Here is a 14,178-nt window from a genome sequence, read left to right as displayed (position 1 = left end):
CCCCTCAACACGTACGGCAGGAGTCCGGCAGTGGCAGAGCGCAAGCCGATCGAGTCATGGCTCACCGACATGGACGGCGTCCTGATGCACGAGGGCATCCCCGTCCCCGGTGCGGACGCCTTCATCAAGAAGCTGCGGGAATCCGGTCGCCCCTTCCTGGTCCTGACCAACAACTCCATCTACACGGCGCGGGACCTGCACGCCCGCCTCAACCGCATCGGCCTGGACGTGCCGGAGGAGAACATCTGGACGTCCGCCCTCGCCACCGCGAAGTTCCTCGACGACCAGCACCCCGGCGGTTCCGCCTACGTCATCGGCGAAGCCGGCCTGACGACCGCCCTCCACGAGGTCGGTTACGTCCTGACGGACACCGACCCGGATTTCGTGATCCTCGGCGAAACCCGCACGTACTCGTTCGAGGCCATGACGAAGGCGGTCCGGCTGATCAACGACGGCGCCCGCTTCATCGCCACCAACCCCGACGAGACGGGCCCCTCGGCGGAGGGGGCACTCCCCGCCACCGGGGCCGTCGCCGCGCTGATCACCGCGGCCACCGGCAAGAAGCCGTACTTCATCGGCAAGCCGAACCCCCTGATGATGCGGACGGCCCTGAACACGATCGGCGCGCACTCGGAGACCAGCGCCATGATCGGCGACCGGATGGACACGGACATCCTCGCGGGGCTCGAGGCGGGGATGGAGACCTTCCTCGTCCTCACCGGGCTGACCGCCAAGGACGACATCGGCCGCCACCCGTACCGGCCGACCCACGTCAGGGACTCCATCGCGGACCTGGTCGACCTGATCTGACGCAGCGGGCCCCGGCCGCCGGGCCCCGCTCACCTGAACGGGGCACCGGCACCGCGCCCCGGATGCGGGCGCCCGCATCCGGGCGGACCTTCGGAGTATGCGGAGGTTCACCATGCGCTCGCCACTGCTCACACTCTGTGCCCTGCTCGCGGTCCATGTGGCGGGCGGCGCCGCACTGGCCCCGCCCGCCCGCGCCGCGGCGGCCCGCACCACCGCCAGCGGCACCGCCGCCGAGATGAGCGGTGCCCAGGCGGTCGGCCTGGTCCTGGCCGGCGGCGCGATACTGATCATCGCCGGGCAACTGCTCCGGCTCCGGCTCCGCATCCGCCGCGAGCGCCAGGGCGGCGGCACCGATGACCACTGAGCTGCACCCCGTCCGGCCCCTCACCCGCCCCGCCGACCCGCCCCCACGCGCCGCACCCGGCCCCGGCCGCTGGTGCACCGGCGTGGCCTGGGCGGTACTGCTGCTCGGCCTCTGGCTCTGGGGCGGCGACGCCGCCGGCAGCGCCGCCGTCGCGCAGCTCACCGCCACCGGCGACATGGCCGCCGCCGGCCGCCCGCCAGGACCGGCGGCGCCCCGCACCGACCCGCCGCCACCCGCCGCCGGAGCGCCACGCGCCGCGCTCCTCCCCGGAGGCGTCCTCCCGCTCTCCGTGGCGCCGTGACGCCCGACGCCGCCGCGGAGCGACCGGATACGGGCATACGACGAAGGCCCCCACCGAAGTGGGGGCCTCTCGCCTGTCTGTGCGCCGCCAGGGACTCGAACCCCGGACCCGCTGATTAAGAGTCAGCTGCTCTAACCAACTGAGCTAGCGGCGCCTGCTGACCTGAAGAACTTTACACGACCCTCCGGGGCCCCTTTGACCACCTGGGGCCGTCCCGGGCCTTTTCATGCCTCCAGGGCCGGTGAGGTGCGTCACAGGGGCGTGCGGGGCCCGGAGTGCGGCGGCCCCGGCCGGGCCAAAGTCCCGTGATCTTGGGACCTTCGGCAGGTGGGCCGCCCGCCACGGTCTGTGAGGATCGAAACTGCGGCATTGCGCCATTGGCCGGACCTTCGAGGTGCGGCCCGGCGCGCCCCTTGCGAGGCTGGGACGGGAGCGGGGCGAGGCGCGAGCGGAGGAGGCGACAGCGGTGATGGGGTGTCAACGCAGGCTGCGAGCAGGCGCGATGAGGGCGGCGGGGTCCGCCGCGGTCCGGCACCGGGCCCGGCCGCCGGGCCGCGCCGGCGGCTCCGGACCGGCCGCCAGGAAGGCCGCCACCGGCCACCCGGCGCGATGGTCTCCGTCACTCGTCACCTGCACGGTGCAACCCCGCCACGCCCCCTCACGTCTGATTGGACGCGCACCCCACCCGGGTCCGCCGGGACCGTCCCTCCCTCGGAAAGGTTGATCGTCATGGTGTCGACAGCCAAGCGCACCCTCGACATGTCCCTGCTGCTCGGCCCGGACGACGAGGTGCCGGTGGCGGGCCGGTTCAGCTACCGCAGCGACCGTCCGTACGAGGTCGAGGTCGCCTTCATCAGCCGCGGGGAGACGGCCGCGACCTGGGTGTTCGCCCGGGAACTGCTGCTGGGCGGGGTGCACGGCGAGGTGGGCGAGGGCGACGTACGGGTGTGGCCGCAGACCGCGGCGAGCGGGCGGCGCCGGGTCCACATCGAGCTGTTCAGCGACGACAGCGTCTGCGAACTGTCGGTGCGGGCCCCGGAGCTGACCGCCTGGCTGGAGCAGACGGCGGCCATCGTGCCGCCCGGCGAAGAGGACCGGTACCTGGAGCTGGACACCCACCTGGCCCGGCTCCTGGCGGGGAAGTGCTGAGACGGCGATGACTGTGACGACGGTGAGGACGACGATGACGACCGGGACCACGACCGCCGAAGCCCCGGAGACGGCCACCCCTGCGCGGCGCCGCCCGGCCGCGCAGCGCACCGGCCGGTCCGCGACCGTCCCCCGGCAGGGCTCGGGCCTCGAGCTGCGGGCGACCGCCGGCACCGCGCCCGGCGACGCCGACCCCCGCGGTGACGCGCGCACCCACGACCCGCGGGCGCACGGCTTCCTGCCCGAGCGGCCGCCGGTCCGCAGCATGATCGGGACCTGGACCCTGCTGGACGCGCTGGCGCGGACGGCGGCGCTCGCGCCGAGCGCCGCGGACGCCGTCGCCGCGGTCGAACGCTCCGGCCGCGCCGGTGAGCTGACCGCGCTGCGCCAGCGGGTCTCCCGGCTCTCCCCGCGCAACGCCGAGGCCGCCGCGATGCGGATCGCCGTGATCGCGGTGGCCTGCGACTGGTCCGGGCTCGACCCGCAGGCCCCGGCCGCAAGACGCTGCGCCGACGGCGGCTTCCTCGACCTGTGGTCCGCCATCGCGCACCGCATCGACCACGACCAGTTCGTCGCGCTGCCCGCGCTCTCGCTCCACAACTGGGCCCCGGAGCGCAAGCCCCGCCGCCATCTGCCGATCGACCAACTCGCCCGCACCGAACAGCTCGTACCTATCGTGCGCTGGGCCCCGGAGAGCGAACCGCTCTGCCGCCTCGACCGGTTGATGCTCGCCGTGACCCGCCTGGAGGCGCACGGCATCTGGCTCTTCCGCCTCGCCGAAACCCTCGCCGGCCGCGCCCCCGACGACTCCTCCACCCCGACCGCGCTGCGCCGCCTGGTCCGCATCCAGCACGCCCTGCGCGCCCAACTCTGCGAGGAGACTGCCGAGTTGCTGGACGCCCCGGCCACCGCCCGGCAGTCCGAGGTGATCGGCACGCTCGCCGGACAGGGCGCCCTGGAGCCGCCCGTGCTCCAGGCGGCCGACGCGGTCCTCGGCATCGGCGGACGCCGCACGGGGGAGGGCGGCCGCCAGCTGCTCCGCCGCCATCTGCCGGCCCAGCACCGCGCCTGGCTCAGCGCCATGGACCGGCACTGCGCCCCGGTCCGCACCCTCGCCCACCGCGGCGGCCCCGACGCCGCCGTCTACCGCGAGGCCCAGGAGTCCCTGATCGCCCTGCGCCGCACCTACACCGCCCTGGTCCAGGCCGCCGCCGGCCCGACCCCCGCCTTCACCGCCGCGGCCGCCTGACCGCCCCTGCCCCACCGCGCCGTACGACGCCCCCACGGCCGTACGCCCTCCCCACCAGGCCGCCCGCCCCACTCCCGTACGGGATTCCCCCGGGGCGGCGGCCTTTCGGGTTCCGGCCCCGGCCCCCTGCCGCGGCCGCCCGCCGAGCCCGGCCGCACCCGGACAACCGCGCAGGTCACACCGGGCCCCGCCGCGCCGCCCGCCGCTGCCGCACCCGTGCCGCTCCGGCCGTGCCTGGTCTCTCCGGACCGCGGAACCAGGAATCCCGGTTGTTATTGGTCTGGACATGTCGAGCATCCACTCGTAGCCTCACGTTGGTCTAGACCGCACCGCACATTCCCCCTGTCGTCGGAACTCCCCACGTTCTCCAGGAGTGAACTATGCGCAAGAGGTTCAGTGCCGCCCTGATCGGCCTCGGCGTCGTCGGCGCCTCCCTGTTGTCCACCAGCAGCGCCTCCAGCCACGGCTACAGCGACGCCCCCGTCAGCCGCCAGCAGCTCTGCGCCAAGGGCACCGTCAAGGACTGCGGCGCCATCCAGTACGAACCGCAGAGCGTCGAGGGCCCCAAGGGCTTCCCGGGCGCCGGCCCCGCCGACGGGAAGATCTGCTCCGGCGGCAAGGACGGCTTCGCCCAGCTGGACGATCCGCGCGGCGGCGCCTGGCCCACCACCAAGCTCACCGGCGGCCAGGGCTACACCTTCCAGTGGCGGCTGACCGCACGTCACGCCACCACGGACTTCGAGTACTTCATCACCAAGGACGGCTACGACCCGAGCAAGCCGCTCACCCGCGCCGACCTGGAGCCCGAGCCGTTCATGACCGTCCCGATGGGCGGCAAGCAGCCGGACGCCACCTGGCAGCAGCAGGGCACCGTGCCCACCGGCAAGAAGGGCCACCACATCATCCTGGGCGTCTGGAACATCGCCGACACCGGCAACGCCTTCTACTCCTGCTCGGACGTCGACCTCTCCTGACCCGGTGACCGCCGTACGGCGGGCCCGCCGACGCAGGCGTCCCCACCGGCGGATGCCGGGTGCCCGTTCACCCCGGCCGTCCGTCCGCCGCCCCGTCCGGCCCGCCGTGCGGCCCCGGCCCGGCTCGCGCGTCCCCGATCCGTACGGGATCCCGTACGGGTGGCGGGCCGGGCACCCCACCGGAAGCCGGACGTCCGCCCGGGATGACCCCGGGCGCGCTCCCCGTACGCCCCCTGTACGCCGGGACGGAACTGGTCACCGTGCACGTGCAGGGGCGCACGCCGGTGCCGGAACGCCGAAATGGGCGCCTCCGGAAAAACCGGAGACGCCCATTTCACAGGTGCGCCGCCAGGGACTCGAACCCCGGACCCGCTGATTAAGAGTCAGCTGCTCTAACCAACTGAGCTAGCGGCGCGCGCTGACAAAAGAAATACTACCTGCTTCCGAGGGGTGCTCCCGACCACCCCGTCCGCCGGGCCCCGAGGTGCCCCGCCGCAGGTCAGATCGCCAGCGACAGCAGGACCGGGGTGGCCCGGCGGTTCAGCGCATCGGCCGCCTGCCGCAGCCGGTGGGCGTTCTCCAGCGGCATCGACAGCGCCAGGCAGCCCACCGACGCACCCGCCGTGATCGGCACCGCGGCGCAGACCGTGCCCACGGCGTACTCCTGGATGTCGAGCACCGGGACCGTCGGCGGCTGGCTGTCGAGCTTGTGCAGCAGGATCTTCTCGTTGGTGATCGTCCGCGAGGTGAGCCGGGCGGTCTTGTGCCGGGCCAGATGGTCCTTGCGCCCGTCGTGGTCCAGCTGCGCCAGCAGACACTTGCCGACCGCGCTGGCGTGCGCGGTACGGCGGAACTCCGCCCACTCGTTGACCTTGGGGGCGAGCGGACCGTCCGCGTAGTGCAGGATCTTGACCTCGCCGTCGATGTACCGGCTGATGTAGACCGCCGCGCCCACCGAATCCCGCAGGTCGTCGAGGGTGATCTGGAGCTTGTCGCGGAGCGCCTGATCGCGGTCGCCGCCGGTGCCGAGCAGCAGGAGCGATTCGCCGACCACGTACGACCCGTCCGGCAGCTGCTCGACGTACCCCTCGCGCCGCAGCATCGTCAGCATCTGCGCGAGATGGGTGGCGGGCAGGTGGGTGTGGCGCGCGATCTCGACATCGGTCACGCCGCCGCTGTGCCGGGACACCGCTTCGAGCACGCGCAGGGCGTGCTGCACCGAAGCGAACGGCGCGGTCGGATCGGGCTTCAGCGCCACGGTGGCCCCCTAGCAGGTCGGTACCGCTTGCGTCGTCTCCGCCGCCGTCGGGCGTGAGCGGCGCGTCCCGCCGGCGGGACGCCTATCACGATAGCCGCCAACGACCCCCGGTGGAGAGGGGCTTGACCGAAAACCACGCTCCGCGGGTGACCCGCACGTGCGTTCCGGTGGCATGGCATATGCCATGGTCACAGGCGTGCGGCGGGCCCGGACGGTGCGGAGCCCGGCCGCCGGGACGGGGCCGGGCTCCGCTGAGCGGGCACGATCGCGGTCACAGCACCGCGCCGAGGAACTCCCGGGTCCGCTCGTGCTCGGGGTCGGTGAAGATCTTCTCCGGCGGACCGGACTCGATGACCCGGCCCGCGTCGAACATCAGCACGTCATCGGAGATGTCCCGTGCGAAGGACATCTCGTGGGTCACGCAGAGCATGGTGATGTCCGTGGTGTGGGCGATGTCCCGGAGGACGTCGAGGACTCCGGCCACCAGCTCCGGGTCGAGCGCCGAGGTGACCTCGTCCAGCAGCAGCACCTGCGGCCGCATCGCCAGTGCGCGGGCGATGGCCACCCGCTGCTGCTGACCGCCGGAGAGCTGCGTCGGGTACTTGTCGAGGTGCGCGGTCAGCCCCACCAGGTCGAGCAGCCCGCGGGCCCGCTCCTCCGCCTCGTCCTTGCCCAGCCCCAGCACGTGCACCGGCGCCTCGGTGATGTTGCGCAGCACCTTCATGTTGGGGAAGAGGTTGAACTGCTGGAACACCATGCCGATGTTCTTGCGGACCTCGCGGAGGTGCTTCTCACCCGCGGGTATCAGCCGCCCGCCCTTCTCCTCGTGGGTGAGATACGTGTCGCCGACCTTGATGGTGCCCTCGTCCGGCTTCAGCAGCGTCATCAGCAGCCGCAGGATCGTCGTCTTGCCGGAGCCGGACGGGCCGATCAGCGTGACGTGCTTGCCCGCCGAGACCGTGAAGTCCAGCGCGTCCAGGACGGTGTGGGCCCCGAACCGCTTGGTGACGCGGTCGAAGCGGATCAGCTCGGTGCCGCCGGCGGCGGCGTCCTTCGGGAGGTGGGTGTCAGCGGACAAGGCGGCGCTCCAGGGCTCGCAGGAGGAGGGAGGTCGGGTACGAGATCACGATGAACAAGGCGCCGACGACGGTGATCGGCTCCATGTAGTCGAAGGTGGTCGCGCCGATGGTGTTCGCCTGGAAGAGCATGTCGCCCACGGTGATGGCGGCCAGCATCGGTGTGTCCTTGAACATCGCGATGACGTAGTTGCCGAGCGCGGGGACCACCCGGCGCAGCGCCTGCGGCAGGATCACCGCGGTCCAGGTGCGCCGGCGCGGCAGGTTCAGCGCGAGCGCCGCCTCCCACTGTCCGGCGGGGACCCCGTCGATCCCGGCGCGGTAGACCTCGGCGGTGTACGTCGAGTAGTGCAGCCCGAGCCCGATGACGCCGGTGACCAGCGGGGAGAAGGTGAGCCCCCAGCTCGGCAGCACGAAGAAGAGGAAGAAGAGCTGCACCAGCAGCGGGGTGTTGCGGACGAACTCGACGACCGCGCCGACCGGCCATGTCACCCAGCGGCTCGGCGACCGCAGTGCGAGCGCCCAGACCAGGCCCAGTGCGAACGAGACCAGCGACCCCAGCAGCGTCGCCTCGACGGTGACGCCGAGCCCCTTGAGCAGGTCGGGCAGGATGTCGCCGACGTACCCCCATGACCAGGTGTTCACGGCTTGCCACCTCCGGCGGCCGGTGCGGCGGTGCCCACGGCGGCGGGGGTGCGGGAGAACAGGCCGCCGGAGGACTCCGGGGCCTTCCCGACGGACGCCTTGGCCCGCCGCTCCACCAGCCGCATGATCCGGGTCACCGCGAACGCGATGACGAAGTAGAGGACGAGGATGATCCCGTAGACCTGGGCGCTCTCACCGGTGGAGAGCCGGGCGAGCTTCGCCTCGAAGGTCAGCTCGCCGATGGAGAGCAGCGACGCCAGGGCGGTGCCCTTGAGCAGTTCGACCAGCAGGTTGGTGAAGGGCGGCATCATCTCGGGGAACGCCTGCGGGAGCAGGACCTTCCGCATCCGCTGCCAGGGCGTGAAGCTCAGCGCGACGGCCGCCTCCCGCTGGGCGGGCGCCACCGCGGCCAGTGCGCCGCGCACCACCTCGGAGCCGTACGCGCCGTAGGACAGGCCGAGGGCGAGGGTGCCGGCCCATACTCCGGCCAGCTGCCAGCCGAGCAGCGGCAGGGCGAAGAACAGCCAGAACATCAGGACCAGCGCCGAGGTGCCGCGGAAGATCTCCACGTAGGCACCGGACAGGAAGCGCACCACGCGCAGCCGGGAGGTGCGGGCGATGCCGATGCCGAACGCGACCACGGCGGCCAACGCGGCGCTGTAGACCATCAACTGGACGGTGATCCACACGCCTTTGAAGAAGAGTTCCCACAGTGCTCCGGTCACCGTTTGCACAGCTCCTTCGTCGTGAGATCGGTCATGAAGTCCTCGGTGAATCCGAACGGCCGTACCAGGCGCAGGAGTTCACCGCTCCGCTTCATCGCGTGCAGCTCGCGGTTGAATGCGTCGCGCAGCCGTGTCTCACCGATCCGGAACCCGTAGCCGCCGCCGTCGCGCTGCGGGACGCCGGCCACCTCCGGGGTGAACGGTTCCGTCATCTCCACCCGCGGGTGGCGGCCGGTCTTCAGCGCCTCGATCATCGCGAGCGCGGTGCCCGCGAAGCAGTCGATGCGCCCCGCCTCCAGCGCCTCCATCCCGGCGATCGTGTCGCCGTAGGTCTGGACGGTGCTCTTGTGCACGCCGTTGCCGACCGCGTAGTCCAGCTCCGCGTAGCCGACGCCGGTGCCCATCCGGAACCCGCCGCGGGCGATGTCCCGATAGGAGTGAATTTTCTTCGGATTCCCCTTAGGGACGAGAAATCCGTCCTTCGACTCGTAATCCGGATCGGAGAAGAGGACGGCCTGGCAACGGGCCTTGTTGATGAACATTCCGGCGACGATCACGTCGAACTGGAAGGAATGCAGTCCCGGGACCAGGGCGCCGAATTCGACCGGTACCGGCTCGAAATTCCGGACACCCAGTTTCTTGAAGACGGTACGGGCGACGGCGGGTGCCTCGCCCGTCAGCTCGCCGTTCCTGTCGATGTACGCGTAGGGCGCCTCGCCGGCGATCCCCATCCGTACCGTGCCGCGCTCCCGCAGATCATCGAGGAGATGCCCCCCGTCCGTGGCGCCGGTGACATCGACCCGGGCGCACCCGGTCGCCGCCGTCAACGCGCCTGCCGCACCGAAAGCCGCCGCTCCTGTCAACAGCGAGCGGCGGCTCATTCCTCTGACACTGATGCCTGAATCTTTCCCCTGTGGTGGCGCCATGGGCGCGCGGCTACCCGAACTGTTCGAACGTATGCCGATCGTTTCCAGCCCCTGAGGGAAGTGCCCCTCGTACGTAGCGTAATTCCCTTATCACCGCCTACGGTGAAGAGTGCCGGATAAGCCGTATCGGGAACCGCATGGGCGATTGACGGTCGTGTGCGGCGGTGTGGGCCGGTACGCCGTCGGGCCGGTCGGCGGGGTTTTCCGCGGGCCGGACGGAATTCACCGATTCGCCCGGCGCCGCCCTCCCGGATTCCGGGCGGCGGTGCCGATAGGCAGGCGGTAGGGCCTGCCGCAGGGCGCATCCGCGAGGCCCGCGCGGCGAGCACCCCGCGCCGCCCTGCGGACCGCGCCCGGTATCTCACGGACCGAAGGAGGCCCCCATGGCCGACCGTTACCTCGACGTCTCGCTGGACAAGCGCGGCGTCCACTGCACCGCCCGGCTGCTCGACGACCGCGCGCCGCTCACTTGCGCCGCCGTCTGGGACGCGCTGCCGCTGGGCGGCGACGCGTACCACGCCAAGTACGCACGCAACGAGATCTACACGCTCCTCGCGCCGTTCGCCGCGCAGGAACCCCCGCTGGAGAACCCCACGATCACCCCGATCCCCGGTGACCTGTGCTACTTCACCTTCAGCGGCACCGAGTTGGGCACCTCCTCGTACGGCTACGCCGCCGGGTCCGAGGCCCACGGCGGGCCCACCGTCGTCGATCTCGCGCTCTTCTACGAACGGAACAACCTGCTCATCAACGGTGACGCGGGCTGGATCCCGGGCATCGTCTGGGGCACCGTCGTCGAGGGTCTCGACCGGATGGCCGACGCCTGCCAGGACCTGTGGCGGGCCGGTGCGGTGGGGGAGAGCCTGAGCTTCCGCCGGGCGTAGACGGGCGGCGCGGAGCGGGCGCGCGGGCCGGGGCGCGGGGCGTGCGGGAGCGGTCCGCGCGCCCCGCGCCCTCACCCCCAGGCCGCCGGGATCTTCGCCACCCCCGCCTCGTACAGCGCATGCGCCGCGCGCAGCACCAGCGCGTCCTCGTGGCGGGCTGCGATCAGCTGCACGCCGATCGGCAGCCCGTCGCGGTCCATGCCGCAGGGGACCGTCGCGGCGGGCTGCTGCGTCATGTTGAACGGGTAGGTGAACGGCGTCCACCCCGTCCAGCGCTCCAGCCCGGAGCCGGGCGGCACCTCGGCGCCCGCCGCGAACGCCGTGATCGGCTCCGTCGGCGTCACCAGCAGGTCGTACGTGGTGTGGAAGCGGCCCATCGCGGTGCCGAGCGCCATCCGGGTGTCGACGGCGGCGAGGTAGTCCAGCGCGCCGTACCGGGCGCCGAGGGCGCAGATCTCCGCGAGCCCCGGGTCCAGCAGCTCCCGCCCGGCCGGGTCCAGATGCTCCACCACCCGCGCCGCCCCGCTGAACCACAGCGCATGGAACGCCTCCACCGGGTCCGCGATCGGCGGATCGGCCTCCTCGACGTGCGCGCCCAGCGACTCCAGCGTCCCCACCGCCGAGCGCACCGCCGCCGCCACGTCCGGCGCGACCGGCACGTCCCAGCCGAGCGACGGGCTGTACGCCACCCGCAGCCCGGCCACCGGCTCCGCCAGGGCCGCCTGGAAGGAGCCGGTGGCCGGCCCCAGGTGCGACCAGTCGCGCGGATCGGGCGCGCTGATCACGTCCAGCATCAGCGCCGCGTCCGCCGCGTCCCGCGTCATCGGTCCGACGTGCGAGAGCGTCCCGAACGGGCTCGCCGGGTACAGCGGCACCCGCCCGTACGTCCCCTTCAGTGCGAAGACGCCGCAGAACGACGCGGGGATACGGACCGAGCCGCCGCCGTCGGTGCCCAGGCTCAGCGGCCCGGCGCCCAGCGCGAGCGCCGCCGCGCTGCCGCCGCTGGAGCCGCCGCAGGTGCGCGCCGGGTCGTACGGATTGCCCGTCACGCCGTTGCGCGGGCTGTCGGTGACGCCCTTCCAGCCGAACTCGGGGGTGGCGGTCTTGCCGAGGAAGACCGCGCCCGCCTCCCGCAGCCGGGCCACCGACGGCGCGTCCTCGTCCCACGACGTGCCGTCCGGGGAGAGCGTCAGCGAGCCCCGCAGGGTCGGCAGGCCCCGGGTGAGCAGCAGGTCCTTGACGGTCACGGGGACGCCGTCGACGGGTCCGGCCGGGCACCCGGCGCGCCAGCGCTCCTCGGCGGCGCGGGCCCCGGCGATGGCCCCCTCGGCGTCGATCAGGACGAACGCGTTGGTCCGCTCCTGCGCGGCCCCGGCCCGCTCCAGCGTGGCGGTGACCGCCTCCACGGGCGAGAACGTACCGGCGGCGTACCCGTCGGTGAGCTGCCGGGCCGAGAGTGTGGCGAGCCGGTTCGGTGCGGTCATGGGGCGTCCTCCGGTCGGGCGGCCGCCCCGGTGGCGGGGCGGGGGCGGTTGGCGACGGGTACCCGGACGGGGCCGGGTGCCGGGGGCGGACGGGCCCGGGTCAGCGCACCGGGACGTAGCCGAGCCGTTTGTCGACGACGTTCTCCAGCGGTTCACCGGCCGCCCAGCGGTCGAAGTTGTCCGCGAACTGCTCGGCCAGCGCCTCGCGCCAGCCCAGGGTGTCGCCGCTCATGTGCGGCGAGACGATCAGGCCCGGTGCCTCCCACAGCGGGCTGTCCGACGGCAGCGGCTCCTGCTGGAAGACGTCGAGGGCGGCGCCCGCGAGGTGCCCGGAGCGCAGCGCCGCGACGAGCGCGCCCTCGTCGACGAGCGGACCCCGGCCGACGTTGACGAAGTGGCACCCGGGGCGCATCGCGGCGAACGCCTCCGGGCCGAACAGGCCGCGGGTCGCGTCGGTCAGCGGCGCCGCGCAGACGACCCAGTCGGCGCCGCCCAGCAGCGGGTGCAGCGCCTCGGCCGCCCGCACCGTGCCGAACTGCGGATCGCCGGTGCGCTCCCGGCGGCCCACCAGATCGACGGTGACGCCGAGCGCCTTGAGGGTGGTGCCGACGGCGCGGCCGATGGGGCCGGAGCCGACCACCACGGCGTGCGTCCCGGCGAGCCGCCGGGTGTCGCGGTGGTGCCAGCGCCGCTGCCGCTGGAGCTCCCAACTCCCGTGGAAATCCTTGGCGAAGGCCAGCACGAGCCCGGCGACGTACTCCGCGATCGGCTGCTCGAAGACGCCGCGGGCGTTGGTCACCAGCGTGTCGTCGGCGACCAGCGCCGGGCACAGCAGCCGGTCCACCCCGGCGCTCGCGGTGTGCACCCAGCCGGGCCGCGGCCCCTCGACCGGCCATGCCTCGCGGATCGCATCGGAGGTGAAGTCCCAGGCCAGCAGCACATCGGCGGTGCGCAGCCGGTCGGCGAGCGTGTCCGGGTCGGCCTGCACCAGCCGGGCCCGGCCGGTGAGCCGGTCCAGCTTCGGCGGCGGGTCGGAACCCAGAACGAGAACGGTGCTTTCGGTGCTTCCGGTGCTTTCGGACATGGGCCAGAACCGTTCTGAGACGTGTACCGGGCGAGGGCGGCGGGGCGGACGGGCCCCACGGGCAGCGTACGGCGGCGAGCGGCGGCGGGCCGGTGGACGAGCGGGGGAGCGACGGTACGACAGGAGGCCGAGGGATGTCGGAGATGTGAGGATTGACCACGCTAAGAAGTCGTATCTACCGTGTCAACAACGGCACTGTCCCGACGTCCCGGCTCGTACCCGGCTGCTCTCTTCCTCTCTGGCCACCGTTTGGCCACTGCCCTTCGTTCTCCTAGGGGCTTACATGGACGTCTCCTTTCTCGGTGGCCCTCAGCCTCAGCTCGGCGTGGGCGTCGTCGCACCGTTCGACTTCGCCCTCGACCGTGAGCTGTGGCGCTGGGTACCGGACGACGTGTCCCTCCACCTCACCCGTACCCCGTTCGTCCCCGTCGAGGTCAGTCTCGACCTGGCCCGTATGGTCAGCGAACACGAAACGCTGCGCGCCGCCGTCGAGGCGCTGAGCGCGGTCTCCCCGCAGGTCATCGCGTATGCCTGTACGTCCGGAAGTTTCGTCGGCGGGCTCGCGGGCGAGCGGGCGATGACGGCGGCCATGGTCCAGGCGGGGGCGGTCCCCTCCCTCACCACCTCGGGCGCGCTCATCGAGGCGCTGCGGGAGCTGGACGCCTGGCACGTCGCCGTGGTCACGCCGTACACGCGATCGGTCACCGACTCCCTGGAGGCGTTCCTCGGCGAGGCGGGCATCACGGTCACCGGGCGTGCCTACCTCGGCCTGACCCGGCACATCTGGCAGGTTCCCTACCGCGATGTCGTCGCGATGGCCCGCACCGCGGTGGGCGAGGGCACCGACGCCCTCTTCATCAGCTGCACCAACCTCCCGACGTACGACGCCATCCCGCAGTTGGAGGCGGAGTTGCGGATGCCGGTGATCTCGGCCAACCAGGTCACGCTCTGGGCCGCACTGCGGGCGATCGGCGTCCGGGCGGTCGGGTCGTACCAGGCGCTGCTCGACCCGGTGGCGCGCGCCGGTCCCGCCGGGATGACGTCCGCCCCGCCCGTACCACCCGCCCCGGAGGTGCCCGGCACCCGGCCGGACGCGCCGCCGGAGTCCGACCCGGAGGTCCCGCCGGAGCCGGACGCCGCCCCGCCCGACGCCGCCCGCACGGCCCCGCCCGGTGAGCCACCGGACGCCGACCCCGCGGAGGGCCGCACGCGAAAAGCGCGGGCCCGGCGGGGAGGTACCCGCCGCTGA

The 14,178-nt window shown here is 72.8% G+C and carries 15 protein-coding genes and 2 tRNA genes; 8 read left to right on the top strand and 9 right to left on the bottom strand.

From position 1 onward, the window contains the following. The first annotated feature begins 30 nt into the window (after window positions 1-30). The 3 genes from ACZ4U4_RS17905 (at window position 31) to ACZ4U4_RS17895 (ending at window position 1,475) form a co-directional block, all read left to right on the top strand. Window positions 31-810 carry an HAD-IIA family hydrolase gene (locus tag ACZ4U4_RS17905; protein ID WP_467874861.1) on the top strand — a complete coding sequence of 260 codons (780 nt, stop codon included), beginning with the start codon at window positions 31-33 and terminating at the stop codon, window positions 808-810. Window positions 811-922: 112 nt separating this feature from the next. Then, window positions 923-1,174 carry a hypothetical protein gene (locus tag ACZ4U4_RS17900; protein ID WP_467874858.1) on the top strand — a complete coding sequence of 84 codons (252 nt, stop codon included), beginning with the start codon at window positions 923-925 and terminating at the stop codon, window positions 1,172-1,174. Then, entirely contained in the window at window positions 1,164-1,475 is a 312-nt protein-coding gene (locus ACZ4U4_RS17895; protein WP_467874855.1) for a hypothetical protein, read from the top strand. The genes ACZ4U4_RS17900 and ACZ4U4_RS17895 overlap by 11 nt, the downstream gene beginning before the upstream one ends. Before the next feature lie 80 nt (window positions 1,476-1,555). Here ACZ4U4_RS17895 and ACZ4U4_RS17890 read toward each other — a convergent pair. Next, window positions 1,556-1,629 (bottom strand) — tRNA-Lys (locus ACZ4U4_RS17890). A 575-nt stretch (window positions 1,630-2,204) separates the two neighbouring features. Here ACZ4U4_RS17890 and ACZ4U4_RS17885 point away from each other — a divergent pair. The 3 genes from ACZ4U4_RS17885 to ACZ4U4_RS17875 all read left to right on the top strand — a co-directional run bounded on the left by ACZ4U4_RS17885 (window position 2,205) and on the right by ACZ4U4_RS17875 (window position 4,847). Then, the gene (locus ACZ4U4_RS17885; protein WP_467874853.1) at window positions 2,205-2,624 is read left to right on the top strand and encodes an SsgA family sporulation/cell division regulator; all 420 of its coding nucleotides are present in this window, start codon (window positions 2,205-2,207) and stop codon (window positions 2,622-2,624) included. A 34-nt stretch (window positions 2,625-2,658) separates the two neighbouring features. Then, a complete protein-coding gene (locus ACZ4U4_RS17880; protein WP_467874850.1) occupies window positions 2,659-3,873 on the top strand; it encodes a hypothetical protein in 1,215 nt (404 codons plus the stop codon). Window positions 3,874-4,253: 380 nt separating this feature from the next. Further along, window positions 4,254-4,847: a lytic polysaccharide monooxygenase auxiliary activity family 9 protein gene (locus tag ACZ4U4_RS17875; RefSeq protein ID WP_467874848.1), complete on the top strand. Its 594-nt coding sequence runs from the start codon at window positions 4,254-4,256 to the stop codon at window positions 4,845-4,847. A 341-nt stretch (window positions 4,848-5,188) separates the two neighbouring features. Here the strand turns inward: ACZ4U4_RS17875 and ACZ4U4_RS17870 are convergent. The 6 genes from ACZ4U4_RS17870 to ehuB all read right to left on the bottom strand — a co-directional run bounded on the left by ACZ4U4_RS17870 (window position 5,189) and on the right by ehuB (window position 9,432). Beyond that, window positions 5,189-5,262: transfer RNA gene (locus tag ACZ4U4_RS17870), tRNA-Lys, on the bottom strand. Between the two features lie 84 nt (window positions 5,263-5,346). Further along, complete coding sequence (locus ACZ4U4_RS17865; RefSeq protein ID WP_391644009.1) at window positions 5,347-6,105, bottom strand: IclR family transcriptional regulator; 759 nt, start codon at window positions 6,103-6,105, stop codon at window positions 5,347-5,349. A gap of 271 nt (window positions 6,106-6,376) precedes the next feature. Next, complete coding sequence (gene ehuA, locus ACZ4U4_RS17860; RefSeq protein ID WP_467874844.1) at window positions 6,377-7,183, bottom strand: ectoine/hydroxyectoine ABC transporter ATP-binding protein EhuA; 807 nt, start codon at window positions 7,181-7,183, stop codon at window positions 6,377-6,379. Beyond that, complete coding sequence (ehuD, locus tag ACZ4U4_RS17855; RefSeq protein WP_467874841.1) at window positions 7,173-7,826, bottom strand: ectoine/hydroxyectoine ABC transporter permease subunit EhuD; 654 nt, start codon at window positions 7,824-7,826, stop codon at window positions 7,173-7,175. Before ehuD ends, ehuA begins: the two co-directional genes overlap by 11 nt. Next, window positions 7,823-8,551 carry an ectoine/hydroxyectoine ABC transporter permease subunit EhuC gene (gene ehuC / locus ACZ4U4_RS17850; RefSeq protein WP_467874838.1) on the bottom strand — a complete coding sequence of 243 codons (729 nt, stop codon included), beginning with the start codon at window positions 8,549-8,551 and terminating at the stop codon, window positions 7,823-7,825. The genes ehuD and ehuC overlap by 4 nt, the downstream gene beginning before the upstream one ends. Continuing rightward, window positions 8,548-9,432, bottom strand: coding sequence for an ectoine/hydroxyectoine ABC transporter substrate-binding protein EhuB (gene ehuB / locus ACZ4U4_RS17845; protein ID WP_467874835.1), 885 nt, complete (start codon window positions 9,430-9,432; stop codon window positions 8,548-8,550). Before ehuB ends, ehuC begins: the two co-directional genes overlap by 4 nt. A gap of 428 nt (window positions 9,433-9,860) precedes the next feature. Between ehuB and ACZ4U4_RS17840 the strand changes: the two genes are divergently transcribed. Next, entirely contained in the window at window positions 9,861-10,361 is a 501-nt protein-coding gene (locus ACZ4U4_RS17840) for a DUF3830 family protein (RefSeq protein ID WP_467874833.1), read from the top strand. Window positions 10,362-10,432: 71 nt separating this feature from the next. On the opposite strand, the gene ACZ4U4_RS17835 is transcribed toward ACZ4U4_RS17840, so the two are convergent. Both ACZ4U4_RS17835 and ACZ4U4_RS17830 read right to left on the bottom strand, forming a co-directional pair. Further along, window positions 10,433-11,845, bottom strand: coding sequence for an amidase (locus tag ACZ4U4_RS17835; RefSeq protein ID WP_467874830.1), 1,413 nt, complete (start codon window positions 11,843-11,845; stop codon window positions 10,433-10,435). Window positions 11,846-11,945: 100 nt separating this feature from the next. Beyond that, the gene (locus ACZ4U4_RS17830) at window positions 11,946-12,929 is read right to left on the bottom strand and encodes a D-2-hydroxyacid dehydrogenase (RefSeq protein ID WP_467874827.1); all 984 of its coding nucleotides are present in this window, start codon (window positions 12,927-12,929) and stop codon (window positions 11,946-11,948) included. Between the two features lie 283 nt (window positions 12,930-13,212). On the opposite strand from ACZ4U4_RS17830, the gene ACZ4U4_RS17825 reads away from it, so the two are divergent. After that, window positions 13,213-14,178, top strand: a complete 966-nt coding sequence (locus ACZ4U4_RS17825; protein ID WP_467874825.1) for a maleate cis-trans isomerase family protein — start codon at window positions 13,213-13,215, stop codon at window positions 14,176-14,178.

The sequence above is a fragment of the Streptomyces sp. NPDC029159 genome, assembly GCF_055564055.1.
This window is presented reverse-complemented; position numbering and strand designations above follow the sequence as displayed.

What these genes read in the sequence shown, in the direction of transcription:
- ACZ4U4_RS17875 (WP_467874848.1), top strand. Translation starts at nt 4,254, where the DNA reads ATGCGCAAGAGGTTCAGTGCCGCCCTGATCGGCCTCGGCGTCGTCGGC.
- ACZ4U4_RS17835 (WP_467874830.1), bottom strand. Translation starts at nt 11,845, where the DNA reads ATGACCGCACCGAACCGGCTCGCCACACTCTCGGCCCGGCAGCTCACC.
- ACZ4U4_RS17830 (WP_467874827.1), bottom strand. Translation starts at nt 12,929, where the DNA reads ATGTCCGAAAGCACCGGAAGCACCGAAAGCACCGTTCTCGTTCTGGGT.
- ACZ4U4_RS17840 (WP_467874833.1), top strand. Translation starts at nt 9,861, where the DNA reads ATGGCCGACCGTTACCTCGACGTCTCGCTGGACAAGCGCGGCGTCCAC.
- ACZ4U4_RS17885 (WP_467874853.1), top strand. Translation starts at nt 2,205, where the DNA reads ATGGTGTCGACAGCCAAGCGCACCCTCGACATGTCCCTGCTGCTCGGC.
- ehuB (WP_467874835.1), bottom strand. Translation starts at nt 9,432, where the DNA reads ATGAGCCGCCGCTCGCTGTTGACAGGAGCGGCGGCTTTCGGTGCGGCA.
- ACZ4U4_RS17900 (WP_467874858.1), top strand. Translation starts at nt 923, where the DNA reads ATGCGCTCGCCACTGCTCACACTCTGTGCCCTGCTCGCGGTCCATGTG.
- ACZ4U4_RS17825 (WP_467874825.1), top strand. Translation starts at nt 13,213, where the DNA reads ATGGACGTCTCCTTTCTCGGTGGCCCTCAGCCTCAGCTCGGCGTGGGC.
- ACZ4U4_RS17895 (WP_467874855.1), top strand. Translation starts at nt 1,164, where the DNA reads ATGACCACTGAGCTGCACCCCGTCCGGCCCCTCACCCGCCCCGCCGAC.
- ACZ4U4_RS17880 (WP_467874850.1), top strand. Translation starts at nt 2,659, where the DNA reads ATGACGACCGGGACCACGACCGCCGAAGCCCCGGAGACGGCCACCCCT.